Source organism: Sporosarcina sp. FSL K6-3457 (genome assembly GCF_038007285.1).
Classification (GTDB): domain Bacteria; phylum Bacillota; class Bacilli; order Bacillales_A; family Planococcaceae; genus Sporosarcina.
This window is the reverse complement of the sequence record NZ_JBBOWX010000001.1, coordinates 2,905,538-2,930,426: the sequence shown is the minus strand read 5'-3', so window position 1 is coordinate 2,930,426 and position 24,889 is coordinate 2,905,538. Positions and strand designations below refer to the sequence as shown.

Annotated in this window: 26 protein-coding genes; 20 read left to right on the top strand and 6 right to left on the bottom strand. The window is 41.6% G+C overall.

What is annotated here, in order from left to right; all coding sequences use genetic code 11:
- Positions 1-14: 14 nt before the first annotated feature.
- Positions 15-482, bottom strand: a complete 468-nt coding sequence (locus N1I80_RS14495) for a DinB family protein (RefSeq protein ID WP_340738567.1) — start codon at positions 480-482, stop codon at positions 15-17.
- A 110-nt stretch (positions 483-592) separates the two neighbouring features.
- Between N1I80_RS14495 and N1I80_RS14490 the strand changes: the two genes are divergently transcribed.
- A complete protein-coding gene (locus N1I80_RS14490; protein ID WP_340738566.1) occupies positions 593-1,486 on the top strand; it encodes a PhzF family phenazine biosynthesis protein in 894 nt (297 codons plus the stop codon).
- Between the two features lie 61 nt (positions 1,487-1,547).
- On the opposite strand, the gene N1I80_RS14485 is transcribed toward N1I80_RS14490, so the two are convergent.
- Positions 1,548-1,763: a hypothetical protein gene (locus N1I80_RS14485; protein WP_340738565.1), complete on the bottom strand. Its 216-nt coding sequence runs from the start codon at positions 1,761-1,763 to the stop codon at positions 1,548-1,550.
- A 260-nt stretch (positions 1,764-2,023) separates the two neighbouring features.
- The gene (locus N1I80_RS14480; protein WP_340738564.1) at positions 2,024-2,833 is read right to left on the bottom strand and encodes a YwqG family protein; all 810 of its coding nucleotides are present in this window, start codon (positions 2,831-2,833) and stop codon (positions 2,024-2,026) included.
- 399 nt (positions 2,834-3,232) lie between these two features.
- On the opposite strand from N1I80_RS14480, the gene N1I80_RS14475 reads away from it, so the two are divergent.
- The 4 genes from N1I80_RS14475 to N1I80_RS14460 all read left to right on the top strand — a co-directional run bounded on the left by N1I80_RS14475 (position 3,233) and on the right by N1I80_RS14460 (position 7,022).
- On the top strand, positions 3,233-4,321 hold the full coding sequence (locus tag N1I80_RS14475; protein WP_340738563.1) for a M42 family metallopeptidase: 1,089 nt from the start codon (positions 3,233-3,235) through the stop codon (positions 4,319-4,321).
- 144 nt (positions 4,322-4,465) lie between these two features.
- Positions 4,466-5,428 carry an ornithine carbamoyltransferase gene (argF, locus tag N1I80_RS14470; RefSeq protein ID WP_340738562.1) on the top strand — a complete coding sequence of 321 codons (963 nt, stop codon included), beginning with the start codon at positions 4,466-4,468 and terminating at the stop codon, positions 5,426-5,428.
- A gap of 126 nt (positions 5,429-5,554) precedes the next feature.
- Positions 5,555-6,796 (top strand): IS91 family transposase, encoded by a 1,242-nt coding sequence (locus N1I80_RS14465; RefSeq protein ID WP_340736277.1) that lies wholly within the window; start codon positions 5,555-5,557, stop codon positions 6,794-6,796.
- Positions 6,771-7,022: a hypothetical protein gene (locus N1I80_RS14460; protein ID WP_340736278.1), complete on the top strand. Its 252-nt coding sequence runs from the start codon at positions 6,771-6,773 to the stop codon at positions 7,020-7,022. Before N1I80_RS14465 ends, N1I80_RS14460 begins: the two co-directional genes overlap by 26 nt.
- A 131-nt stretch (positions 7,023-7,153) precedes the next feature.
- Here the strand turns inward: N1I80_RS14460 and N1I80_RS14455 are convergent, their stop codons facing one another.
- Complete coding sequence (locus tag N1I80_RS14455; protein WP_340738561.1) at positions 7,154-8,326, bottom strand: IS701 family transposase; 1,173 nt, start codon at positions 8,324-8,326, stop codon at positions 7,154-7,156.
- A gap of 233 nt (positions 8,327-8,559) precedes the next feature.
- Between N1I80_RS14455 and N1I80_RS14450 the strand changes: the two genes are divergently transcribed.
- The 4 genes from N1I80_RS14450 to N1I80_RS14435 all read left to right on the top strand — a co-directional run bounded on the left by N1I80_RS14450 (position 8,560) and on the right by N1I80_RS14435 (position 10,126).
- A complete protein-coding gene (locus N1I80_RS14450; protein ID WP_340738560.1) occupies positions 8,560-8,784 on the top strand; it encodes a hypothetical protein in 225 nt (74 codons plus the stop codon).
- Between the two features lie 183 nt (positions 8,785-8,967).
- On the top strand, positions 8,968-9,171 hold the full coding sequence (locus N1I80_RS14445) for a helix-turn-helix transcriptional regulator (protein WP_340738559.1): 204 nt from the start codon (positions 8,968-8,970) through the stop codon (positions 9,169-9,171).
- A gap of 2 nt (positions 9,172-9,173) precedes the next feature.
- The gene (locus N1I80_RS14440; RefSeq protein WP_340738558.1) at positions 9,174-9,665 is read left to right on the top strand and encodes a hypothetical protein; all 492 of its coding nucleotides are present in this window, start codon (positions 9,174-9,176) and stop codon (positions 9,663-9,665) included.
- Positions 9,665-10,126 (top strand): small multi-drug export protein, encoded by a 462-nt coding sequence (locus tag N1I80_RS14435; protein WP_340740051.1) that lies wholly within the window; start codon positions 9,665-9,667, stop codon positions 10,124-10,126. Before N1I80_RS14440 ends, N1I80_RS14435 begins: the two co-directional genes overlap by 1 nt.
- A 60-nt stretch (positions 10,127-10,186) precedes the next feature.
- Here N1I80_RS14435 and sspI read toward each other — a convergent pair whose 3' ends face one another.
- Positions 10,187-10,399 carry a small acid-soluble spore protein SspI gene (gene sspI, locus N1I80_RS14430; protein WP_340738557.1) on the bottom strand — a complete coding sequence of 71 codons (213 nt, stop codon included), beginning with the start codon at positions 10,397-10,399 and terminating at the stop codon, positions 10,187-10,189.
- Positions 10,400-10,491: 92 nt separating this feature from the next.
- On the opposite strand from sspI, the gene N1I80_RS14425 reads away from it, so the two are divergent.
- The 4 genes from N1I80_RS14425 (at position 10,492) to N1I80_RS14410 (ending at position 15,282) form a co-directional block, all read left to right on the top strand.
- Positions 10,492-11,256, top strand: a complete 765-nt coding sequence (locus N1I80_RS14425; protein WP_340738556.1) for a TrmH family RNA methyltransferase — start codon at positions 10,492-10,494, stop codon at positions 11,254-11,256.
- A 329-nt stretch (positions 11,257-11,585) separates the two neighbouring features.
- A complete protein-coding gene (gene pheS / locus N1I80_RS14420; RefSeq protein WP_340738555.1) occupies positions 11,586-12,623 on the top strand; it encodes a phenylalanine--tRNA ligase subunit alpha in 1,038 nt (345 codons plus the stop codon).
- A 14-nt stretch (positions 12,624-12,637) separates the two neighbouring features.
- On the top strand, positions 12,638-15,049 hold the full coding sequence (gene pheT / locus N1I80_RS14415; RefSeq protein WP_340738554.1) for a phenylalanine--tRNA ligase subunit beta: 2,412 nt from the start codon (positions 12,638-12,640) through the stop codon (positions 15,047-15,049).
- A gap of 92 nt (positions 15,050-15,141) precedes the next feature.
- A complete protein-coding gene (locus tag N1I80_RS14410; protein WP_340738553.1) occupies positions 15,142-15,282 on the top strand; it encodes a hypothetical protein in 141 nt (46 codons plus the stop codon).
- A 91-nt stretch (positions 15,283-15,373) separates the two neighbouring features.
- Here the strand turns inward: N1I80_RS14410 and rnhC are convergent, their stop codons facing one another.
- A complete protein-coding gene (gene rnhC / locus N1I80_RS14405) occupies positions 15,374-16,309 on the bottom strand; it encodes a ribonuclease HIII (protein ID WP_340738552.1) in 936 nt (311 codons plus the stop codon).
- A 136-nt stretch (positions 16,310-16,445) separates the two neighbouring features.
- On the opposite strand from rnhC, the gene zapA reads away from it, so the two are divergent.
- The 7 genes from zapA to N1I80_RS14370 all read left to right on the top strand — a co-directional run bounded on the left by zapA (position 16,446) and on the right by N1I80_RS14370 (position 24,857).
- A complete protein-coding gene (gene zapA / locus N1I80_RS14400) occupies positions 16,446-16,706 on the top strand; it encodes a cell division protein ZapA (RefSeq protein ID WP_318614327.1) in 261 nt (86 codons plus the stop codon).
- A gap of 9 nt (positions 16,707-16,715) precedes the next feature.
- A complete protein-coding gene (locus N1I80_RS14395; protein WP_340738551.1) occupies positions 16,716-17,255 on the top strand; it encodes a CvpA family protein in 540 nt (179 codons plus the stop codon).
- 208 nt (positions 17,256-17,463) lie between these two features.
- Positions 17,464-19,170, top strand: coding sequence for a DNA polymerase/3'-5' exonuclease PolX (gene polX / locus N1I80_RS14390; RefSeq protein WP_340738550.1), 1,707 nt, complete (start codon positions 17,464-17,466; stop codon positions 19,168-19,170).
- A gap of 16 nt (positions 19,171-19,186) precedes the next feature.
- On the top strand, positions 19,187-21,541 hold the full coding sequence (locus N1I80_RS14385) for an endonuclease MutS2 (protein WP_340738549.1): 2,355 nt from the start codon (positions 19,187-19,189) through the stop codon (positions 21,539-21,541).
- An 87-nt stretch (positions 21,542-21,628) separates the two neighbouring features.
- Positions 21,629-22,042 carry a DUF350 domain-containing protein gene (locus N1I80_RS14380; RefSeq protein ID WP_340738548.1) on the top strand — a complete coding sequence of 138 codons (414 nt, stop codon included), beginning with the start codon at positions 21,629-21,631 and terminating at the stop codon, positions 22,040-22,042.
- Positions 22,043-22,486: 444 nt separating this feature from the next.
- Entirely contained in the window at positions 22,487-24,184 is a 1,698-nt protein-coding gene (locus N1I80_RS14375; protein ID WP_340738547.1) for a long-chain-fatty-acid--CoA ligase, read from the top strand.
- A 91-nt stretch (positions 24,185-24,275) separates the two neighbouring features.
- Complete coding sequence (locus N1I80_RS14370; protein ID WP_340738546.1) at positions 24,276-24,857, top strand: TetR/AcrR family transcriptional regulator; 582 nt, start codon at positions 24,276-24,278, stop codon at positions 24,855-24,857.
- Positions 24,858-24,889: the final 32 nt, after the last annotated feature.

The window sequence follows — 24,889 nt, the reverse complement described above, 5'->3', positions numbered from 1 at the left end:
TGCAGTTGAAATTTTTAATATTCTCTAAACAGCAAATCCGAAGCGACAGGCTTTATATCAAGCTCCCTAGACCAGACGGACAGTTGCCCAATATGATGAAGTTCGTGTGAAATGATATGACGCATTATTTTTCCGTATGTAAAACAGGACGTATCGCCATTTCGCCTTTTCATTTCAAAGACTTTTTCCTCCAAATCAGATGTCCATGATTGAATGAAACCTTGTGTCGTCAGTCTTGTGCTGTTAGAGAACTCCATCACTTCATCTAGAGTTGAAATGTCGTTTATATCTTTCACGATAACTGGTGTCCCATTCATTTGATTAACCCAAATCTGTTCACAATCAATTACATGAAATAAATTATGCAGTATACTCCCCATACCACCCGTACGTTTTTTTGTAAGTTCTTCAATCGAAATCTGCTGGCTCCAATCAAACCAGTCATCTCTTACTTGCCAATTATAAGAAAACATATTAAGCATGTACGATTCCACCTAAAAAAGTATTTTCTTTCATAGTAACTCAAAGACTGATAACTTTGTTAAAATTCTAAGTATGAAGTAAGAAAGTTAGTAAGATGGGGGAATGAAACATGAAATCAGTCACGGTTTACCATTACGACGCATTTAGTACAGAACCGAATAAAGGAAATCCTGCGGGAGTCGTGTTAAATGGAGATTATTTAACGGATCAAGAGATGCAAGAAATTGCTATTAAAGTAGGTTTTAATGAAACTTCCTTTGTGGTTACATCAGCTGTGGCAGACCTGAGAATTCGTTATTTCACGCCAGGGCATGAAATGGACTTGTGTGGGCATGCGACAATGGCAACCATATTTGCCTTAAAGACTAGGGGAGTATTAATTGAAAAAGATGAACTAACAATTGAAACAAGAGTGGGGATTTTACCGATCCGTATAGATTCGCTAACGGATGGCGCTTTGTGTATAACGATGCAACAAGCTTCACCACAGTTTGAAGAATTTAAGGGTTCACCAGAGGAATTGGCTCAATCCATCGGTCTTGAACAATCCGATATTGCCGAGGATTTGCCGGTTGTCTATGGGAGTACAGGGATATGGACACTATTAGTGCCGATTAAGACACTTAGCGCATTCAATAGAATGAAACCAAATACTGAGATATTCCCAAGCATTTTGAAAGAAATGCCCAAAGCATCCGTCCATCCTTTTTGTTTGGAAACATATGATGAAAATGCTGATATGCATGCCCGTCATTTTTCATCCCCTTATTCAGGGACAATTGAAGATGCGGTGACAGGAACAGCTTCAGGCGTCATGGGTGCTTATTATGCAACGTATATCGACAATGATTTTGAAGAACATTTGAATCTTGTGGTCGAGCAAGGTCATGAAATCGGCAAAGATGGTCGTGTACGGGTTAGGGTGTCTAGAAACAAAAATAGTTATGACATAGAGATAACAGGAAATGCGGTATATGTGAAAGAGTTTGAGGTTGTGATTTAACATGAATAAAACAGCCCTATTCCAATATGCGGAAGAGGGCTGCTCCTTATAGTTAATATATTTATTTAGTTTGCATGGAAAATTTTTTTATAATATAGTTTGTATCCAGTGCATCATCCGCTTGGGCGAGGCGAATAAAGTCATTCTTATCAGGAATAACAAGAATATCTTTGAAAAACAAATCTTTTTTAGTAATCGAGTCCCATTCCTTGGAATCAGTTGTCATACGATGGATCCCGAGCTTCGTAGAGCCATGTACTTTTTTAAATGAATCCATGAAATCACATTGTAATGATATAATTTAGGGATGCGCGAGTTTGGCTCTTTAATTCTAGGGCGAATTGGGAAATTATCTAACAGCGTATTATAATTTTCGTTGAAGCTTAGAATCTCTAGTAAATCATCACAATACATATCGATATATTGAATGAATGATTCATCTAATTCGTTATTTATTTTAAAGATATGCCCAAAGCATCAATTCACCCTTTTTGCTTAAATGGCTCTAAATTCTTTTTATCTTTCCATGAGTCTTTTTCATGAACAATCCCAATTGAACCATGCTTTGTCGAAACGTCGGTTTTTTAAATCTGTCGGATGAATAAAAAAGTTAGCAATTCCAGCGTCTCCCCACATCACTTCAACTTCCTCGCCAAAGACAGAGTCTAGTTGAAACAACAGTACATGCTCCCGCAAATGCTCCCGATAAAAACGCGGATCCTCCTGTGTGAACATTGGATAGCCTCCAATTATCCCCTCACCCATATCTTCGGTGAAGCGCTCATACACCTCGTCTAGCTTATCATCGACTTGATCTCCAAATAATTCCTCGAAAAATACGTAGTAGTCTTCATTATATTCAGTTTTAAATTCATAATTATCCTGAAGTAAGGGAATGGAACCGATTGAACACTCGATGGCATACTCACCTTGGACGATGGGATACTCAGGTTGTGGTAATGTCTCTAATTCTTCGCGAGTGGCAGCTGGTAATGTTAAGTCTTCAAAGTAATAAGTACGATACCCTGCTTGATTTTGCATATCGTCTAAATCCATTCCATATAGATCATCATGCATATCAATATAAAATGCGAGTATGCCCCTCGTTGGAAAATCAGGGATGGGCGGTAGCTCTTCAAAATTTAGCTGTGCGAGTAAGTGAAGAGGGTTTCCAGAAATCCCGGTTGGATATGCTGTGTTTTTAGGGAAATAGCCAACACCTCCAACTTTAGACTTGTGTAACGGAAGCTTTCCGTTGTTATGGAGTAGAATAACCCCCGCATCCTTTTTCGTTTTCACAATCTTTTCAATCCATTCATCTGGGAAAAATGTTTCATAGCGTTTCACTAAAAAGCACCTCCATTTTAATAATTTTCTTTTACCTCCACAGATTAACATGTAATGAAAGTAATGTCGTGATACTAATTATTGATTTTTGAGTATGGTGATAGGTACTCATTCTAATGATTCTTTTCATTTTTTTGTTGTTAGGAAATTATAAAATTCTCGTACTGCGGATAAGTCGGAATAGGGTTAATTCTCGTCTAGGCTCCAGCGCCTAGCCCCTCGAGTCGCTTCGGTCTTGCTAGTAAAGGCAAAGGGCGCCTTTACTTTCAAGCCCTCCAGCGCTTGTCGGGGCTGAACAGGCGCTTGCGCTTTTGTTCATTCTCAATCCGAAATGTTTTGATAATAGTCTCGATTTCGCATATACTACTCATGTATGATTTATTTAGGAGGTCGAAGTAATTGACGAAATTAGATGAAACACTAGAAATGTTGAAAGCGCTCACAGATGCGAAGGGGATTCCAGGAAATGAACGTGAACCGCGCGAAGCGATGAAAAAGTACATAGAGCCGTTTGCGGATGAAATTGACCAGGATGGTTTGGGTTCATTGATTGCTAAAAAAACGGGCGATGTGAATGGTCCGAAAATTATGTTGGCAGGACATTTAGATGAAGTTGGTTTTATGATTTCTAAAATTGACGACAAAGGATTCTTATCTTTCCAAACAGTCGGTGGCTGGTGGTCACAAGTGATGCTAGCACAACGTGTGACAATTGTGACACGCAAAGGGGATACAGTGACAGGGGTTATCGGATCGAAGCCTCCACATATCCTGACGCCTGAAGCACGTAACAAGCCTGTCGATATTAAAGACATGTTCATTGATGTAGGGGCTACTTCGAAAGAGGAAGTCAAGTCGTGGGGTATTTTACCGGGAGATATGGTTGTGCCTTATTTCGAATTCACGGTGATGAATAACGAAAAATACTTGCTTGCGAAAGCATGGGACAACCGCATTGGTATCGCCATTGCGATTGAAGTTTTGAAGGCATTGAAAGCTGAAAATCACCCGAATATTGTATTTGGCGTAGGTGCAGCACAAGAAGAAATCGGTCTTCGTGGCGCACGTACAGCTGCAACAAAAATCCAGCCGGACATTGGCTTCGCGGTTGACGTAGGCATCGCTGGTGATACGCCGGGGATTACATCGAAGGAAGCAACGGGGAAAATGGGTGATGGTCCACAAATCCTGCTATTTGATGCTTCTATGGTATCTCACAAAGGATTGCGTGACTTCGTTGTCGATACAGCTGAAGAACATGGCATTCCATATCAGTTTGAAACGATTCCAGGCGGTGGAACGGATGCAGGGTCGATTCACTTATCAGGACATGGCGTCCCGTCTCTGGCAATCTGTATTCCGACAAGATACATTCATTCACATGCAGGCATTTTGCATCGCGATGACTTTGAAAACACGGTGAAGCTCATTGTTGAGGTTATTAAGAAATTAGACCGTGACGCGGTCAATACCATTACATTTGATTAATTAATAGGTGAACTGCTCTAGCTAGTAAAATAGTTAGGGCAGTTTTTTTATTTCAACAAATTCATAATGATGCACTTGACTTTATAATTATGCATATTATATACTGTGATATACAAAGTGAAAACAGTGATTGGGGATGTAGTTATGATGAAAGTTGAAGAGAAAAATAATGATATTGCAAATGGATTGAAGGGGAAGGACCTACTATCCCTTCTTGATTATACAAGTGAAGAAGTTGCCTATTTATTAGATTATGCAAATGACATGAAAAAGGAAATGCTTGCGGGCAATATGCCACCTATTTTAGCTGGCAAGACACTCGGAATGATTTTTGAAAAGCATTCAACGCGTACACGTATCTCATTTGAAGTTGGAATGATTCAACTTGGGGGCCATGCGATGTTTATGAATGCGCGTGACTTACAAATCGGACGCGGGGAGTCGGTGTATGATACAGGGCATGTATTGTCAGAGTATTTGGATGGCGTTATGATTCGTGCGAATTCACATGAAATGGTCAAAGAATTGGCGGAGCATACATCGGTACCAGTCATTAACGGTTTAACAGATATTTTTCATCCATGTCAGGCGTTGGCAGACTTGTTGACGATTTTGGAAGTGAAAGGATCGCTAGCGGGCAAGAAGATTGCCTACATTGGGGACGGTAACAATGTAGCGCACTCGCTTATCATCGCCGCAGCACATATGGGTATGCATGCAGCGGTTGCGACGCCAGTAGGGTTTGAATATAACGCAGATCTTCTGGTCAAAGCGCAGGAGTTAGCTGCTAAGAACGGCGGTAGTGTTGTGACAACAACGAACCCGGTTGAAGCGGTAACTGATGCAGATGTCGTTTATACAGACGTCTGGACGAGTATGGGCCAAGAAGAAGAGGCGGCAGCGCGTCTTGAAGCGTTTAAAGATTTCCAAATCAATGATGCATTGGTTGCACATGCGAAAGAGGATTACATGTTCTTGCACTGTCTGCCGGCACATCGTGAGGAAGAAGTGGCGACGTCTGTTATTGATGGACCGAATTCATACGTCTTCCAACAAGCGGGGAATCGTCTGCACGCACAGAAAGCTGTTTTGGCTAATGTGTTGTAATTGAATAGATTGATGAGTCCAGGTCTTTACTGACTGGGCTTTTTTTATTGTCTAGGAAATTATAAAGTTCTCGACTTGTGGATAACTGTTCGATAAACTGTTCGTATAACGATAGGAGGATGGAATATGGGCCGAGATAATGAAGGAGTCATCAAGAAAATATTGAAAGATCATTTCGTGGGATTTTGGTATTTACACGAGCACTTATTTCCGGAATCTTATCGAGAGGATATCAAGGAAACAGTTCTAAAAACAATCAAATGCGGGTCTTCTGATTTGGGGTATGCTAAATATGAATGTTTAGGATGCGAAGGGAACCCAAGGCCTGTATTCGTTTGTTTCACATGTAAAAGTCGTTTTTGTAATAAGTGCGGGAAAAAATATACGGATGATTGGTCCGATAAACAGCAGGAACTGATATTGAATGTTCCACATCGTCATATGGTTTTTACAGTTCCACAGGAACTTAGAAACATCTTTTTTCAAGATCGTAAAAAGTTGAATGAACTGAGTCAACAGGTAGCTCAGGTTTTTCAATTTTATTACCAACGGAAAAGTAAGAAGCGTCAGTTACAAACAGGTATTATTACGGTAATCCATACCTTTGGTAGGGATTTGAAATTCAATCCTCATATACATGCTTTAGTGACAGAAGGTGCAATTGATAATCGGAACGAATGGAGTCCAAGCGAATATATTCCGTATGAATACTTGAGGAAATCTTGGCAGAAAGTACTTCTTGATTTGGTGAAAAAGTGGTTTTCTGATGATCAAAGAGCACAGGATTTAGTAAATGACTTGTACAGTCGTTATCCGAAGGGCTTTTATGTAAATGCGGAAAAGAAAATGCAAAATGCAAAAGGAGCTGCCAAATACATCGGTAGATACTTGGCTAGACCTGCAATTGCTGAATATCGCATAGAAGAATATGACGGTAAGATGGTCACGTATTGGTATGAGGATCACAAAACAGGAAAAAGAGTAGATGTGAAACAGTCTGCGTATAGATTTCTATATAATATTTTACAGCACATCCCACCCAAACACTTTAGAATGGTGGGTCGTTTTGGGTTGTATAGCAGAACGAAACATAAAAAGGCAAAACAAGTTTTGACCCTTTATGCGTTCATGCGCACAAGACAATTATCATTACTGTTGGAGAGGAAACAAAAAAAGAAAACGTATCGACAGCGTATGATTGAGGCCTTTAATCGTGATCCTTTCCTGTGCCCACATTGCCATCGTGAGATGGATTTAGTGGAAATCTGGCATGCTGACTATGGATTTTTGTATCATTACATGGAGGGGATGGAGATTATCAAAATACGAGGAGAATCAGCAAATGACAGGAAACAAAGAACGGGATGAATTGAGCAAAGAATTTCTACAATCATTACAGGAAGATGATCCATTTGGTTTAAACGAAGAAATGGAGACAGTATTATTTGAGTGTGTGGATTGTCGTGAAGAAGACGATGTTCCTGATTTTGTTGTACAAGATTTTCAAGTGGAATTAAAGAAGGACGAAGAAGTTGAGATGGAATGTCCTTTTTGTGGTGGAACCATGCGGAGGGCGAAGAAAAGTCCCAAGTGAATTGTTTACACTTGGGACGTGGACAGAGGCGCTTTAGCGCTTTTGTTCTTAAGTAACCTGTTTTTAGTAAGTAACTCTAAATGAGCATATTTCAATGTAAAATTTCCCATAAAAAATGACAGACTGATGCATTAGGCTACTTGTAGCTCGTTTTTGATTTGCTCAAGTGAAGCACCATGTTTGGTTGAGTTGTGCACAAACTCAATGATGCTCGCGAATTTGTTCTTTCGAACAAGATGGATAGTTTGTGTAAAGCTTTTTCCATAAATATCACTTAAAAATAAATACGCAAATTGTACAAGTATCCAAAAACGTTGAATCGCTTTCCGACTTCGCACTTGATACCCTTGAAAACCCAGATGTCCCTTGACCTGTTGAAAATAAGTTTCGATTCGCCAGCGATAGCCGTAATAGGTTAAAATCTGTTCATTTGTTAATTCGACATCTGTACTTAAAAAGCAACGTATGTTTTTCGGATCCAATGTTTCGTCATCGGATGGCCAACAAAGTAAAACTATGCCATTTGCCAAATCGTTGAGTGCACCTTCATATCTGTACACACGATAGGTTTCCTGCCCAATTGTCACGAAATTGGTTTCTGTTGGTTGAATGTGAGTGGCGAATTGTTTGGCTTGAATCCGTATGCCCTTTGGATACAAAATACGATTGGTTTTCATGGCACCAATGGTATGTATCCCCTTACAAAAAGCTGCTTCAATAATGGTTTTCGAGGTGTACCAGCTATCGCAAAGTAAATATGTTGGGTGATTAAAAGTTGGAACTTGCCGAATCATTTCAAGGGATAAGTCAATTTTACTCTGGTCTTGTTCCTTGCAAAATAAACGGAAGTCAAAAGGGAAAGCAGTTTGTTGATTAGCCATCATTAATTGCACAACTTGATGTCCCCAGACGCTTTTTCCGTCTGTATGCGAAAAATGAAAGCCGGTGGCTTGTATAGGTGACGTTGCCTGTGACGAAGGCTTTGTCTTTTGGGAGATGGTGTCATCGAGCAATAAAAATGTCGGCTCGTCTTTTTTCATATTTCGTAAAACATGTTTTTTTGATTGTCGTAGAAGAAAAGACTCATTCCACGGGCTATGTTGTAAAAAATGACCGAGTGTGGTGCGATGTTTTGCATGATGACTGAGTGCATGGATTTCCGTTAACTTTCCCGTGAAACCGATACTAGACATACCGTCTATAAAATGGAGGAGATGACGTACTACAGGTTTCGAAAAATAAAAGGGTAAGTTCCAGGTTTGAAATCCTTCCTCAATTTGTTGGTGGTGTGATAAGCTAGACATAGACAGGCACACTCCTTTGGTAGATTGATGGTGTAGGAACTTTCATTCTAACCCAAAGGGTGTATTCTGTCTTTTTATTTTGCCCAAAGGAACTTACTGGAAGTGAATTTGCTCATTAAGAGTAAGTAATATGTTTTGTTGGAATCGAAAGAAAATTAATTGGGTATAAGAGGGTTTTTAATCCTGGAAATAGAATATTGTATAATGTAAGATAATTGGAGGGCGGACTATTTATGACAGTGAGTGAAAAGCTTTATTGTATTACGATTTATGAATTTAACGGTGCTTATGTAGTAAGAAAATGTTGCGATTTGGGTTGGACTTTTCATGGACTAGGAGCAAACAAACTTCCACAATGTAATTGTGAAATTGTAGCAAGAGGATTAACAAAAGAAGATGCACTTACAATTGGAACAAATCTCAGTAAAGAGCTTCAAGTTTCACTTATGGTTGACTGAATTAATTCGACTAACGCATACGCAGGTTGAGGAAAAAATAATCAAATTACATCCAGTGGTCGCCCATTATGTGAAAAAGGCACTCAAGTGAGTGTCTTTTTTTGTGCATTAAACTTAACCTAATGAATATAATAATTTACAAAATGTTAAGTATAGTATACATTTTAATTAGGAGGTGTCAGGATGTTAAAGAATCGGCTGAAGGAATTGCGAGCACGACATGACTTCACACAAATTGAATTAGCTAAACGCGTTGGCGTGACACGGCAGACCATTGGCTTCATTGAAAAAGGAGAGTTTTCACCGTCTGTGACACTGTCATTGAAACTGGCTCGTGCGTTGGACTGTGATATTAACGAATTATTTTGGTTAGAAGGGGAGGAATGATCATGAAGAAAGATATGAGGATTACGTATCCATTATGGCAAATGGGTGCAATTATGATCTTAATGGCAGTTGTGTTGATGACGGGCTTTTCTTCTAATCCATTTGAGGATGGTGTAATCAAGTTCTTCACGGATGGACAAGGGAAATTAGACGTACTGAAGGGAATTCTAGTGCTTATTTTCGTTGTCTATTTTTTGGTGTTTTTTTTGCGAGTTGCTCAGCACAACAAACGCATGCCGAAGCATAAAATAAACCTGTTTTCATGGAAGCCCCAAGAGTACATGGAGGATGATGAGCTATTTCAAGAAGTTACGAAACGGGCGACGAAGAAAGTTTATACGTATTTTGTGTGGACTATTCCATTTTTGGCAGGTTTGTCGATGGGGTTTCAATCGGGCACGATTGGGACGGTAATGGGACTTTTGCTTCTTTCGATGGGACAGTATTTTATTTATTACAAAGAAATCAAGAAATATACGGGGGCAGATGAATGATGGTTGAATATTTTTTAGTGTTTTTGGGTGCAGCGATTCCATGGTTGGAAATTGCGCTTGTTATCCCTTTAGGTATCATTAGAGGGTTGTCGCCGTTTTGGGTTATGACTCTTGCATTTGTTGGTAATATGTTTACGGTGCTGATTCTCATTATTGCCTTTCAAAAAGTGCAAGCTTGGATGGAGTCACGGAAGCAGAAGAGTGGAAAAGGGGACTCCAAGCGAACTGAACGAGGTAAACGGATTTGGAATAAATATGGGATGCCAGGACTTGCGCTACTTGGTCCGATTTTAATAGGAACGCATATTGCGGCCTTCATTGGGTTATTATTTGGAGCAAGTAAAGTGAATACAACCATTTGGATGACGATTAGTATTGCTTTATGGACACTTGTCTTTGGCATTGCGACGTCGATGGGCTTTGATTTCTTTATTCAACAAGAGAGCGTGGTTCCTGAGTGAAGTGGAGCAGTAAGATTGAAAATACGTGGATGCACAGGCACCCACGTATTTCCCTACCATTCAACTCGCTGCAAATACTTGAGCTAACTCTCCGGCCATTTTTGACTTTTCCTGTTCGCCTGAACTATTCCACAGCTTTTCGAAAAAGACGCCGAGTCCTGGTAATAGATGCTCTTCGCCTCGTTTGATGGCATCTTCGACGACATTACGGACATCTTCCGCTGAATTATTTTTCATGTTGGCCGTAATTGCGTCTCGTATTTGAAAATCCATTTTATCAACCTCCTATCATCATTTTGGACACAAATATCGCCAACTATACGAGCATTTGTTACACTGAAAAGAAAAAGGCGGTAACGACGACTATGAAACGCATTGAATCCCCACAAAACTCACTTGTGAAACATTGGAAAAAACTTGTGACAACACGAAAAGAACGCGACAAAACAGAGGAATTTCTCGTAGAAGGCTTCCATCTTGTTGAAGAAGCATTAAAAAAAGACGGAGCGATACTTGCATTGATCATCCGAGATGGCGTTGAATTTCCTACAGATTGGTCAACAGAAGGTGTACATATTGTTGAAGTAAACAGTGCGGTTGCGAAAGAAATTTCAGAAACAGAACATTCACAAGGCGTCTATGCGCATTGCCGACAGCCTAAACATGCTGAAGAAGATTTCATATCATGGAAAAAACTATTGCTAGTTGACGCAGTCCAAGATCCAGGCAATGTAGGCACGATGATTCGTACAGCGGACGCTGCGGGAATGGATGCGGTCATTCTTGGCAAGGGCTCAGCTGATCCATATAATCCAAAAACAGTTCGCTCCGCGCAAGGTTCTCACTTCAATATCCCTGTCGTCAGAGGCGATTTGATGGAATGGGCGACAAAGTCAAAACAAGTGGGCATTAAGGTACTTGGCACAGGGCTACAAAATGCAGTCAATCATTCCGATATTGAACCGCAAACGGAATTCGCTTTGATTATGGGCAATGAGGGTAGCGGTGTTGAACCTGAATTATTGGCATTGGCAGATGCAACGGTAAAAATTCCGATGTACGGCAAAGCTGAGTCCCTAAATGTGGCAGTCGCAACAGGAATCCTGCTGTATTCGTATTCGAGGGATTAACGTTCTACTGTTGATGAACAAAATGATTTCGGGTATACTAGTAGTTATGAATTAAAATAAAAAGCAATGACTGGGAAAAGTAAGCATCACACGAACCAAAAGGGAATTTGCGCCTTGACTGAAAGCGTAGATGGGCAAGTGTTTGTTGAAGTTCACCCCATGAGCTGCCATCAGGACCAGCGGAAGCTGTAAAGATGTGCCGGCGCCGGACCGTTATTCCGATTTGAGTGATCATGCCTTCGGGTGTGATAATCAGGGTGGTACCGCGAAATCGTCCTCGTCCCTTTTATAGGGGCGGGGGTTTTTTATTTTGGAAAGGAGAATGAACAATGGAACAACAGTTACAAGAGTTAAGAGAACGTGCACTTGCTAAAATTAAAGAAGCAACAAATTTGAAAGATTTAAACGAAGTCCGCGTTGCTTACTTAGGGAAAAAAGGGCCGATTACCGACCTGCTAAAAGGCATGGGGAAATTACCGGCTGAGGAACGTCCGAAAATGGGGGCGCTTGTCAATGTCATTCGTGAAGCAGTTACTGAGGTGCTGGAAGATCGTATGGCGAAACTTGAGGAACAAGCGATCAACGAACAGCTTGCTAACGAATCGATTGACGTGACATTGCCAGGACGTCCTGCGCCCACAGGGAATCATCATCCACTAACACGTGTCGTTGAAGAAATCGAGGACTTCTTCATCAGCATGGGCTATGAAATTGCAGAAGGTCCTGAAGTCGAAAAAGATTATTACAACTTTGAAGCGCTGAACTTGCCGAAAGGGCATCCAGCACGTGATATGCAGGATTCTTTCTATATTTCAGAAGATATTCTTCTTCGTACGCACACATCACCTGTTCAAGCGCGAACGATGGAAGCGAAGGGCGGCGCACCAATTAAAATCATTTGCCCGGGGAAAGTGTATCGTCGTGATAGCGATGATGCGACACATTCGCATCAATTCACGCAAATTGAAGGGCTTGTTATCGGTGAAGATATTCGCATGAGTGATTTAAAAGGGACGCTATCTCTATTCTCGAAAAAAATGTTTGGCGATGAGCGTGAAATTCGTTTACGTCCGAGCTTCTTCCCGTTCACTGAGCCATCTGTTGAGATGGACATTTCATGCTTTAAATGTGGTGGAGACGGCTGTAATGTATGTAAAAAGACGGGCTGGATTGAAATTTTGGGTGCCGGTATGGTACACCCGAACGTGCTGAAAATGGCTGGTTATGATCCATCTGTCGTATCAGGCTTTGCTTTCGGTATGGGACCTGAACGGATTGCAATGTTGAAATATGGTGTGGAAGATATTCGTCATTTCTATACGAATGACGTGCGTTTTGTATCACAATTCCACCGGACGGAAGCTTAAGGAGGGGACGACACATGTTAGTATCTACAAAATGGTTAAGTGACTACGTAAATATAGAAGGTATTGCTGAGGCGGAACTGGCGGAGAAAATTACACGCGCCGGAATTGAAGTCGATTCGATTATTGACCGTTCCCAAGGCATGACTAACGTAGTGGTTGGGTATGTCAAGGAATGTGTGAAACACCCAGAAGCAGATAAATTGAATATTTGTCAGGTGGACGTAGGGGAAGAAGTGACGCAAATTATTTGTGGTGCGGCAAATATTGCAGAAGGACAAAAAGTCATCGTAGCCCGACCTGGTGCTGTGCTGCCAGGTAACTTTAAAATTAAAAAAGCAAAACTTCGTGGTGAAGAATCGAACGGTATGATTTGTTCACTGCAAGAGCTCGCTGTTGAAGGCAAACTTGTTCCGAAAGCATATGCAGAAGGTATTTATGTACTTCCTGAAACTGCGGTACCTGGAGAAAATGCATTACCGCTTATTGGACTCGACGATATCGTGCTTGAATTTGATTTGACACCGAACCGTTCGGATGCACTAAGCATGCTTGGTGTGGCTTATGAAGTTGGCGCGATTTTATCACAAGGTATTCAATTACCAGAAACTACGTATACGGAATCAGCTGAGAAAGCTGAAGATGTGCTGAAATTGCGTATTGATGCGCTAGCGGACAATCCGATGTACGTAGCGAAAGTCGTGAAAAACGTCAAAATTGCTGAATCCCCATTATGGTTACAAAACCGTTTGATGGCAGCCGGCGTACGTCCGCATAATAACGTCGTCGATATTACGAACTACGTATTGATGGAATATGGTCAGCCACTTCATGCGTTCGACTACGACCGTCTTGGAACGGGAGAAATCGTTGTTCGTCTTGCTGAAGAGGGAGAAAAGATTACGACGCTGGATGAAACAGAGCGGACGTTGAAATCACATAACCTTGTCATTACGAATGGTAAAGAGCCTGTTGCGATTGCAGGTGTTATGGGTGGATTAAATTCTGAAGTGCATGATGGTACGACAACAGTTGTCATTGAATCGGCTTATTTTGCATCGGGATCAGTCCGTCAAACATCGAGAGAAATCGGGCTGCGTAGTGACGCGAGCACGCGCTTTGAAAAAGGTGTCGATCCACAACGTGTTATTGCAGCGGCAGAACGTGCAGCTCAGTTGATGGCTGACATCGCAGGTGGCGAAGTGTTAAGTGGTTCAGTGACTGTGGATGAACTCGATAAGACACCAGCACGCATTACAGTTTCACCAGATTATATTAATAATCGTCTTGGTATGAAAATCTCTTTAGAAGAAATGCTGTCTATTTTAGAGAGACTGCAAATCAGCACAGAGGCTGTCAACGGCAAACTTGTCATTGACGCACCGACGCGCAGGCAGGATCTGCGTATCGAAGAAGATATTATCGAGGAAATTGCACGTATGTATGGCTATGACCATATTCCGATGACACTGCCGGTTACAGAATCAATCCCAGGTGGATTGACATCGTACCAGGCAAAACGCCGTACTGTTAGAGCATTCCTTGAAGGCGCAGGACTGTATCAAGCATTGTCGTATTCATTGACATCGAAAGAGCAGGCGCAAGCTTATGCACTTGAAACGGCACCTGTTACAAAATTGCTGATGCCGATGAGTGAAGACCGCAGTATACTGCGTCAAAGCATCATTCCGCATCTATTGGAAGCGGCGACCTATAATGTAGCACGCCGTACGGACTCAGTTGCGTTGTATGAAACAGGTTCAGTATTCCTTGGGGAGCAGGAAGATGGTTTACCACAGGAAGTCGAGCATGTAGCAGCAGTGATGACGGGTAAATGGGTGGATCATGCATGGCAGGCTGAAACGAAGATGGTTGATTTCTTCGTGCTTAAAGGAATTGTGGAAGGCATGATGGATAGCCTTGGCTTAGTGGAAGGTTTATCATTCGAACAAGCACAAATAGACGGAATGCACCCAGGTCGCACAGCGAATATTTTCTATAATGGCGAACGAATTGGTTTGATTGGCCAAATTCACCCAACAGAACAGAAAAAACGCGACTTGAAAAATACCTATGTGATGGAAATGAATCTTGCAAAAATCCTTGCCATTGAAACGGCTGAATTGGTCTATACACAAGTTCCACGTTTCCCATCGATTTCAAGAGATATTGCACTTGTCGTATCGAGCGAAACATCTGCAGGTAAACTAGAGCATGTCATTCGCAATGCGGGCGGCAAATTGTTGAAAACAGTTCGGTTGTTTGACTTATACGAAGGAGCGAACGTAGAGGAAGGCAAGAAATCTGTTGCATTCTCGCTGACGTACGCAGATCCAGAGCGCACATTGACGGACGAAGAAGTCGTCAAAGCGCACGACAAAGTGTTGAACGCATTAACGACAGAAGCAGGAGCATTGCTTCGAGGGTAATTACAAAAAAGCCGCACAGAGTTAGATTTCTCTGTGTGGCTTTTTGGAATGAAATAAAGGTATTTGCTATTTCGACAAGTTATTTTACTCACATGAAAGTTATCGGTCATTTGCCGGAAGTTATCGTTCAATCTGAAGCTGATATCAATCAATTGCCAACGTTTATCGATCAATTCAGCAAAGTTATCGATCAATTGGACAGAGTTATCGTCATTTTGGGACCTTTAGCTTAGCGAATGGTCAAATCTATTTACTAACAGGTTTCACGACCGAAAAAACAATATTAGCCTTTAAGTTGAATTTTTCTTCTGAAGTTCAAAAAAGTTACTTTCGCTTCCTCGCAGCAATAGCCTTCGCTTTCCCCGCATTGGCGAAGTGCCATTTGGTTAAAGATTTCAACGTTTCTTCTCCACTTTTCAATAAAATCTTAGCGGCAACCTCATCCACTTTGGCTCCTGCGCCTTTTGGTAGATCGACGCCCGCAATTTTGCTCAGTCGATCCATCTCTTCTAAAAACGCTACGCGTGCAATAATGGATGCTGCGGCAACGGACATATGCAGACCTTCCGCCTTGGTTGAAAAGAGTACATTCTCTCGAATAATCTCAGCCTCATTTTTAATATGATTATAATAAATACCACGTTCCGCAAATTGGTCAATCAAAATATAATCAGGTTTTTCCCCGTCCATTTTTCGTAGAACATGCTTGAGTGCTTGGTTATGAAGAAGTGCTTTGATTTTCCCTTGCGACCAGCCACGAGCCTGCACTTCATTGTACTTAGCATTTTCCAATGTCAGCACACTGTAAATAAGCGTCGCCTGCAAATCAGGAGCGATTTTTCGCATAAGGTCATCGGTTAACTGCTTTGAATCCTTGACGCCGAGTTCACGCACGAGTTCGACTTGGTCAGCACGGACAAAGCACGCGGCAACCGTTACAGGACCAAAGAAATCACCGGTGCCCGTTTCGTCCGACCCAACGACAGAGAGTTGGGCTAGGTTAATAGGTAAAGTGTCGCCTTTTGTTGTCGCTTTTGTAGATGTTTTATTCCCTTCCGCTTTGCCCCAACGAGCTGCTTCTCTTTCGGACCCGCCACCTTGAAAGAGGACTTTACCGGATTTGTATGCTGTAATCGTTGTATCTGTTAGCTTTGCTGCAAAAACAACACCGGGCGCATTGCGGACAATTTTTGAAGAAGCATAGTGTGCTATTACTTTTTTTAAACCTTGATCATCTACTAAAATGACTTGATTACTCAAATTAAAACTTCCTTTCGTCGACTTTATTCCCAACTAAATCAGTTTCGTGGTATGATTGATAACAGAGTTTTTATCTTCAACCAGCAAATGCTTTTGTACTGAAAGCGAAGCGTAATTGATGTGGGAGGTATTGCCATTGACAGACGAACAGAAGACACGCATAACCGTTGACATTTACGGACAGACTTATACAATTGTCGGTACCGAAACTAGCAGTCATGTGCGGTTGGTCGCCTCGATGGTTGATGACAGGATGAGGGAGATCAGTGCCCGCAACCCGTATCTTGACAGTTCAAAAATCGCTGTGCTCACCGCTGTTAATAGTGTACATGATTATCTTAAATTAAAAGAGCAAGTTGAACAAATAGAAGAAGAATTGAATAAGTTGAAGGGTTGACGGTCTTACATGCTTGATTTACTTATCTTATTCCTCCTATTCGGGGGGCTCGTCACTGGTTTTAGACGAGGACTGATTGTCCAAGTTATACATATGACGGGATTTATCGTAGCACTTATTGTTGCTTATACGTATTATAAACAACTTGCGGAGAAATTTGTCCTCTGGATTCCCTATCCGGGCGTGACGGCTGGCTCTAAGCTATCTATGACGGTTGACCAACTCGATTTAGATGAGACGTTTTATCATTTGTTGGCATTTGTCCTTATTTTTCTAGTCGTCAAATTTGGCTTGCAATTAGTGGCATCTATGTTCGATTTTTTGAAATACTTACCTGTCTTAGGTTTCGTTGCGCGATTTGCAGGAGCAATGTTTGGGTTCATCGAGTTTTATATACTCATTTTCCTAGTACTCTATCTGCTTGCAATGGTACCAATAGACTTTGTTCAGGGGCTGTTAAGCAAATCATTGCTTACGAAGACGATGTTTGAACACACACCGGTGTTTTCTGAAATGGTGAAAAATTGGTGGTTCATTTACAAAAAGTAACAGCTTCCCCCTTGCCGGAGGGAAGCTTTTTTCAAGACGTCAGTAAGAATAATTTTATTTTGATATACTAGTGTCTAGGCTCCAGCGCCTAGGGGCTCGGGTCATAAGTCGACCCAGCTATGTGGCAAAAAGCACCACGCTGTTGGTCCGTCTTATGCCTGTCACCCCTGAACAGGCGCTTACGCTTTTCATCAGAGGAGGGCTTTTGTTGAATAAAAAAACAATCATTCGTACGTTTGAAAAAATCGCTTTATATATGGAGTTACTTGGAGAAAACCATTTTAAAGTTTCTGCATTTCGAAAAGCGGCTAATGTACTCGAACTTGATCCACGTAGTCTAGCTGAAATGGACGATATTCTTACACTAAAGGGCATCGGTAAAGGGACGGGTGCAGTCATTACGGATTTGCTGGAAAAAGGCGAGTCAGAGCTACTAAAAGAGCTAGAAGAGACGGTTCCTAAAGGACTGGTTCCCTTATTGAAAATCCCGGGACTTGGTGGCAAGAAAATCGCCAAATTGCATGAAGCACTCGGTATCGACTCAGTCGAATCATTACGCGATGCATGTGCCGCTGGAGAAGTGAGCAAGGCTCCTGGCTTTGGGAAGAAAACGGAAGACAATCTGTTAGCTGAAATAGAATTGCTAGGCACACGCCAAGGTAAATTCCCGATTTGGCAAGTAGAAAAGGTTGTATCATTTGTGGAGCAGGAACTACAAGCAATCCCAGAAATCACCCGTTTTTCTGTTGCAGGCAGTTACCGCCGGACAGAAGAGCAAAGCAGTGATGTAGACTTCATCATTGTAACGGACAAGCCAAGCGTTGTACGGGAGAAATTGCTAGCTTCCCTACCACTTTCTGCGACAATCGGGGCAGGTGACGCCAAATTATCCGTCACACTCGACTTGGAAGAACAAATCGATGCGGATTTCCGTTTTGTGAAGGAAGAGCAATTCGCTACCGCCATTCATCATTTTACAGGTTCAAAGGATCATAATGTTCGTATGCGTCAGCTAGCGAAGTCGAGAGGGTTAAAAATTAGTGAATACGGCGTGGAGGATGAAGAGGGAGCTGTTACGACATTCGAGTCGGAAACGGAATTTTTTGCCCACTTCGATCTGCCTTTCATTCCACCCGCGCTTCGTAGAAATGGAAGTGAAATCGACCGTGTCGAAGAATTAGCAGGCTTAATTGCGCTAGAAGATATCCGCTCTGACTTGCATATGCATACGACTTGGTCGGACGGAGGCTATTCTATCCGTGAAATGGTGGAGGCATGCCGTGCCAAAGGCTATTCTTATATGGTTATTACGGATCATACAGAGTACTTGAAAGTGGCGAACGGTTTAACGCCAGAACGCGTGCGTCAACAAATTGCAGAAATTCGTGCTTTAAATGAAGAATATGATGATATTGAAATTTTTTGTGGAACGGAAATGGACATTCTTCCCGATGCAACGCTCGATTTTAACGATGAATTGTTAAGTGAGCTCGATTTTGTTATTGCGTCTATCCATTCAAGCTTTAGCCAATCGCAAGAACAAATTATGGAGAGGCTCCATACGGCGATGAAAAATCCGCATGTCGATATGATTGCACATCCAACAGGGCGTATTGTCGGTCAGCGTGAAGGCTATAATCCGGATATACCCCAGCTTATTCAATGGGCTAAGGAATACGGTAAAGTATTGGAGCTAAATGCGAATCCTTACCGATTGGATTTGGCGACGGAACATTTAATCATGGCGCAAGAGGCAGGCGTTCCGATCGCTATCAATACAGACGCACATGCTATTGATCAGTTGAAATATATGGATATTGGTGTGAAATACGGCCAAAAAGCTTGGCTGAAAAAAGAAACGGTCGTTAATACATGGCCGCTCGATAAATTCCTCCGTGACATCGTCCGGAAATGAAAGGAAGTGTAAGACATTGGAAAATCGTGTCTTAAAAACACTTGAGTTCGATAAAATCCGGGATATTGTGGCTACACATTGCACATCATTTGCCGGTCGTTCTTATATAGAAAAATTAGTTCCTGTTAGTGAGTTTGACGAGGTTGTTCGATTACTAGAAGAAATGGATGAAGGGCTATCCATTTTACGCGTCCGTGGCAATGTGCCAATGGGGGGCATTAGTGATATTAGACCCCACGCAAAACGTGCGCAGCAAGGCGGTATGTTAAGCGCCTATGAATTAATGGAGGTTGCCAATACCATCCGCGCGAGCCGAATTTTACGTCAATTCATCGAAGCCATTGTAGCCGACGAAGATATTGACATTCCACATTTCGTAGCTAAAAAAGAGTTGATTCCCATTTTGACGGGCTTGGAGCATGAAATCAATGCGTGCATTGACGATAATGGACATGTTGTCGATAGTGCGTCGGGTTCGCTGCGTTCTATTCGACAGGGATTGCGAATGCAAGAAGGGCGAGTTCGTGAAAAGCTAGAAAGCTACACACGTGGGCGCAATGCAGCGAAGATGCTGTCCGATTCGATTGTGACGATTCGTAATGACCGTTTTGTTATACCTGTCAAGGCGGAGTACCGTTCCCATTATGGCGGTGTTATTCATGATATGTCGTCATCTGGGCAGACGTTGTTCATCGAACCGGATGCAGTCGTTCAGGCGAATAATGAAATTAGACGCTTGAAAATGCAGGAGCAAGAAGAAATCGAGAAAATTCTCCTCGAACTATCTGCCAAAGTGCAGGAAATTGCCCATGAACTATTTACTTTAGTCGCTGTCTTGGCCGAAATTGATATTATCCTTGCGAAAGCGAAATTTGGTATGGCGCATAAGTGTACGAAACCAGAAGTGAACAACGAAGGCTATATTCGCTTGGCGAAAGCGCGTCATCCATTGTTGCCGATTGAAACGGCCGTTGCGAATACAATTGAATTTGGTAAAGATATTACAACAATCGTTATTACCGGACCTAATACAGGTGGGAAAACCGTGACATTGAAAACGGTCGGCTTGTGCACATTAATGGCACAAGCTGGGTTGCCAATTCCTGCACTCGATGGTTCGGAAATTGCTGTCTTCGATTCGGTCTATGCTGACATTGGGGATGAACAATCGATTGAGCAAAGTTTGAGTACGTTCTCTTCACATATGGTTAATATTGTTGATATTATTCAAAAATACGATGATCGTTCATTAATTATTTTCGACGAGCTCGGTTCAGGTACGGATCCACAGGAAGGGGCGGCACTGGCCATCTCGATTTTGGATGAAGTACATGGGCATGGTGCGCGCGTAATGGCAACGACTCATTATCCAGAATTAAAAGCGTATGGCTATAACCGTCCAGGCGTTGCCAATGCGAGTGTCGAGTTCGATATAGAAACATTGAGTCCGACGTATCGTTTATTAATTGGCGTGCCAGGTCGCAGTAATGCGTTTGAAATTTCGAAGCGGCTTGGTTTGCAAGAGCGCATCATCGAGCGTGCAAAAACTTTCACGGGGACAGACCGCGGGGAAGTCGATTCGATGATTGTGTCTCTGGAAACAAGTCGTGTTCAATCGGAAAAAGATGCGGAACAAACGCATGAAGTATTGCTGGAAACGGAACAGTTGAAGCGCGAGTTGGAAGAACGTTTAGCTGAATTCGACAGCATGAAAGAACGATTGGAAGCGAAAGCGAAAGAAAAAGCGAAGAAAATCGTTGAAGAGGCAAAACGTGAGTCGGAAGCAGTTATTTCAGATTTACGCGCCATGCGCTTAAATGTTGGAGCAAACATCAAAGAGCATGAATTGATTGAAGCACGTAAACGTTTAGAAGGTGCCGCGCCACTTGAAGTGAAAAAAGTGATCAAAGCAAAAGCAGCACCAAGACCTCTGCAAGCTGGTGATGAAGTGAAAGTGCTTAGCTATGGTCAAAAAGGCACACTCGTCGAAAAAGTATCGAGTACGGAATGGGTTGTCCAAATCGGTATTTTGAAGATGAAGCTGGACCAGTCAGGCTTAGAATACGTCAAACCAGAAAAAGAGAAACCAACTGTTGTGACGACTTCTGTAAGGGGAAGAGATTCGCATATCAAACTAGAACTCGACCTACGTGGAGAGCGCTATGAAGATGCCATCTTCCGCACAGAGAAATATTTGGATGACGCATTATTATCAAATTATCACCAAGTATCCATTATCCACGGTAAAGGCACAGGTGCATTAAGACAAGGCATCCAACAATTCTTGAAAAATCATTCCCGTGTCAAAAGCTATCGTTTTGGGGAAGCTGGCGAAGGCGGACACGGTGTGACTGTAGTGGAATTGAAATGATTGTAATAAAATATGCTCCTTTTTGAAACCTTTTCCGCCTTTGTCCGTATAGGTAGGAATGACCGAATGTAAAAGGAGCTTAAAATTATGACGAACACGGGATTTTGGAGTCATCCACTTGTAGAAACTGCGGGCTATTTCAGTGTTGTTATCCTTTGTCTTATTGTCTCAATGGTGCTTTTTGAGCTCGTGACGAAATATAAGAACTGGGAAGAAATTCGAAAAGGTAATTTATCCGTTGCGTTTGCAACAGGTGGGAAAATATTTGGTGTATGTAACATCTTTCGCTACTCAATCGAACGGCATAACTCATTGCCTGAAATGATTGGATGGGGATTATTTGGATTTATCCTGCTCGTCTTTGCTTATATTCTGTTTGAATTCCTAACACCGAAATTCAATATCGATAAGGAAATTGAAGCTGATAATCGTTCTGTAGGTTTCATTTCTTTAATCATATCAGTCGGTCTGTCATTCGTTATTGGGGCAAGTATTTCATAGGAGTCGTTATATGTGGAAAAGTTAGCAAAAGTATTAATAGCTATTTGTGTTATTTTTATCGCAGTCGGTATTTACTGGCTGAATTTTGGAACCCCTAGCTGGTTATTCTTTAAAATGCCTTGACCGAAATATGCCGGTCAAGGCATTTTTTATTCATCCGCAGGGGGCTTAATTTGAAATAATGGGGATATTCCCCTTCCCTATTATTTCAAATTAATAAAAATTCTCATTGTAAGCGGATTCAATTAGCTCTATAATTAACTATAGGAATATTCAACTTAATTCAATGGGGTTCAAACCTCGACTAAATTAAGTTGAACCTCCGGCGGATGTCACAGATTTTAAAGGGAGTGAAAGAAGGCAATCTCAATTCAAAATCTGGACGCAATGACGCTGAGGCGCGTTTGATTGTTATTGAATAGAAAGAGGAGAGGGGAGTTTCACATGACGGCAAAACCTTGGTTGGATTTGTATCCTGCTGAAATCGCAAAGACGCTGGATTATGAACGGGTTCCAATTCAGGAATTTCTAACGAGGTCCAGCAAAAAGTATCCTGAAAAAACTGCGATACATTTTATGGGGAAAGATATTACCTATAAGGAATTCCACGAATCTGCTTTGAAGTTCGCAAACTATCTGAAATCGATTGGGATTGAAAAAGGGGATCGGGTGGCGATTATGTTGCCGAACTGTCCACAAAGTGCCATCGCCTATTATGGCATCCTCTATATAGGGGCTATCGTTGTACAGACCAATCCACTTTATACGGAACGTGAGCTAGCCTACCAAATGGTGGATTCTGGTGCAAAGGCAATTATTTCACTTGATATTTTATTTCCGCGAATTTCAAAAGTTGTCAAAGATACAGAGCTCGAGCATGTTATCATTACAGGCATTAAAGATTACTTGCCATTCCCTAAAAATCTTATTTATCCATTTATCCAGAAAAAAGAATATGGCATGACGGTAAAAGTTGAACATCGAGGGATGAATCATCTCTTTACTGAAATAATGAAAGTCGCCAATTCAAACCCAGTTAGTTATGATTTTAATTACGATGAAGATATTGCCTTATTGCAATACACTGGTGGAACAACAGGACCACCAAAAGGAGTTATGCTAACGCATGCTAACCTTAATTCGAATGTCAAGATGTGTAGTGAATGGCTATATAAGTGTGAGGAAGGTAAAGAAACAGTGATGGGCATTCTGCCATTTTTCCACGTTTATGGCATGACGACAGTATTAGTCCTGTCAGTTATGTTAGGTAACAAAATGGTACTCATACCGAAATTCGATTTTGAAACAGCTTTAAAAACAATCGACAAACAGAAGCCGACACTATTTCCAGGTGCACCTACTATTTACATTGGCTTATTGAATCATCCAGACGTTGCAAAATATGATTTATCCTCTATAAAAGCATGTATTAGTGGTTCAGCAGCGTTACCGGTTGAAATACAGGAGAAATTTGAAAAGGTTACCGGCGGAAAATTAGTTGAAGGCTATGGTTTGACGGAAACATCGCCTGTTACACATGCGAACTTTGTTTGGGCAACAGAGCGTATAAAGGCCTCTGTCGGTGTACCGTGGCCAGATACAGACTCCTGCATATTGGGTCCTGACTCATCAGAACCACTTGCATTTGGTGAAGTTGGTGAAATTGCAGTGAGAGGTCCACAAGTGATGAAAGGCTACTGGAATCGACCAGAGGATACGAAGCAAACGTTCCGTGATGGCTGGTTCTTGACAGGTGATCTTGGCTATATGGACGAAAAAGGTTATTTTTACGTTGTGGATCGTAAAAAAGATATGATTATTGCGAGTGGTTTTAATATTTATCCACGTGAAATTGAAGAAATATTGTATGAACACGAAGCGATTCAAGAATGTGTCGTTGCGGGTATCCCAGATCCGTACAGAGGGGAAACCGTCAAAGCCTATATCGTCTTGAAAGAGGGCGCTTCAGTAACAGAAGAGCAGTTAGATAAGTATTGTCGTGAACATTTAGCATCATTTAAAGTACCACGCAAGTATGAATTCCGTAGTGAATTACCAAAAACAGCAGTTGGAAAAATCTTACGCCGGACACTTGTGGATGAAGAGAAGAAGAAGGCTGAACAGGAACGATTGACTTCGTGATATGATAATGCTTGACACACCGCCAATTAAATACTAATATGAAAATATGAATGAATCATCATTCATATTTTCGTATTTGGTGGTGATAGTAGTGAAACGAGATAGGCCGAAATATAAACAAATCGTAGATGCGGCAGTTGTTGTCATCGCTGAAAATGGATTTCATCAAGCACAAGTCTCAAAGATTGCGAAGGAAGCTGGTGTTGCAGACGGGACGATTTATCTTTACTTTAAAAATAAAGAGGATATTCTTATATCTGTATTTAGGGAAAAGATGGCTATATTCGTCAATAATGTTGAGGTTATCATGAAAAAAGACATCGACACTTCTGAAAAATTATTGAGGATGATCGATAATCATTTCCGTGTACTTCATGAAGACCGTCAACTTGCAATCGTCACTCAGTTGGAACTTCGACAATCGAATAAAGAGTTGCGCTTCCGTATTAACGAAGTACTGAAGGAATATTTAATGCTGCTGGATGCTATCTTGAAAGAAGGAATAGATAACGGGAGGCTCAATGCCGAGCTTGATATCCGACTTGCAAGGCAAATGGTATTTGGGACAATTGATGAAACAATCACTTCATGGGTGATGAATGATCAGAAATACGAATTAATGAAATTGACACCCGAAGTACATAGACTCATCATGAATGCATTGAAAGCTTAACCTAGTATGTAATGGGTAGAAAGTGGGGATAG

Coding starts and splice junctions, on each gene's coding strand:
- argF (WP_340738562.1), top strand. CDS start 4,466: ATGATGAAAGTTGAAGAGAAAAATAATGATATTGCAAATGGATTGAAG.
- N1I80_RS14455 (WP_340738561.1), bottom strand. CDS start 8,326: ATGTCTAGCTTATCACACCACCAACAAATTGAGGAAGGATTTCAAACC.
- N1I80_RS14395 (WP_340738551.1), top strand. CDS start 16,716: ATGCTTGATTTACTTATCTTATTCCTCCTATTCGGGGGGCTCGTCACT.
- N1I80_RS14495 (WP_340738567.1), bottom strand. CDS start 482: ATGCTTAATATGTTTTCTTATAATTGGCAAGTAAGAGATGACTGGTTT.
- N1I80_RS14465 (WP_340736277.1), top strand. CDS start 5,555: ATGGGCCGAGATAATGAAGGAGTCATCAAGAAAATATTGAAAGATCAT.
- N1I80_RS14445 (WP_340738559.1), top strand. CDS start 8,968: ATGTTAAAGAATCGGCTGAAGGAATTGCGAGCACGACATGACTTCACA.
- N1I80_RS14485 (WP_340738565.1), bottom strand. CDS start 1,763: ATGGATTCATTTAAAAAAGTACATGGCTCTACGAAGCTCGGGATCCAT.
- N1I80_RS14450 (WP_340738560.1), top strand. CDS start 8,560: ATGACAGTGAGTGAAAAGCTTTATTGTATTACGATTTATGAATTTAAC.
- N1I80_RS14375 (WP_340738547.1), top strand. CDS start 22,487: ATGACGGCAAAACCTTGGTTGGATTTGTATCCTGCTGAAATCGCAAAG.
- N1I80_RS14380 (WP_340738548.1), top strand. CDS start 21,629: ATGACGAACACGGGATTTTGGAGTCATCCACTTGTAGAAACTGCGGGC.
- N1I80_RS14440 (WP_340738558.1), top strand. CDS start 9,174: ATGAAGAAAGATATGAGGATTACGTATCCATTATGGCAAATGGGTGCA.
- N1I80_RS14425 (WP_340738556.1), top strand. CDS start 10,492: ATGAAACGCATTGAATCCCCACAAAACTCACTTGTGAAACATTGGAAA.
- N1I80_RS14490 (WP_340738566.1), top strand. CDS start 593: ATGAAATCAGTCACGGTTTACCATTACGACGCATTTAGTACAGAACCG.
- N1I80_RS14410 (WP_340738553.1), top strand. CDS start 15,142: ATGAAAGTTATCGGTCATTTGCCGGAAGTTATCGTTCAATCTGAAGCT.
- N1I80_RS14460 (WP_340736278.1), top strand. CDS start 6,771: ATGACAGGAAACAAAGAACGGGATGAATTGAGCAAAGAATTTCTACAA.
- pheT (WP_340738554.1), top strand. CDS start 12,638: ATGTTAGTATCTACAAAATGGTTAAGTGACTACGTAAATATAGAAGGT.
- pheS (WP_340738555.1), top strand. CDS start 11,586: ATGGAACAACAGTTACAAGAGTTAAGAGAACGTGCACTTGCTAAAATT.
- sspI (WP_340738557.1), bottom strand. CDS start 10,399: ATGGATTTTCAAATACGAGACGCAATTACGGCCAACATGAAAAATAAT.
- N1I80_RS14435 (WP_340740051.1), top strand. CDS start 9,665: ATGGTTGAATATTTTTTAGTGTTTTTGGGTGCAGCGATTCCATGGTTG.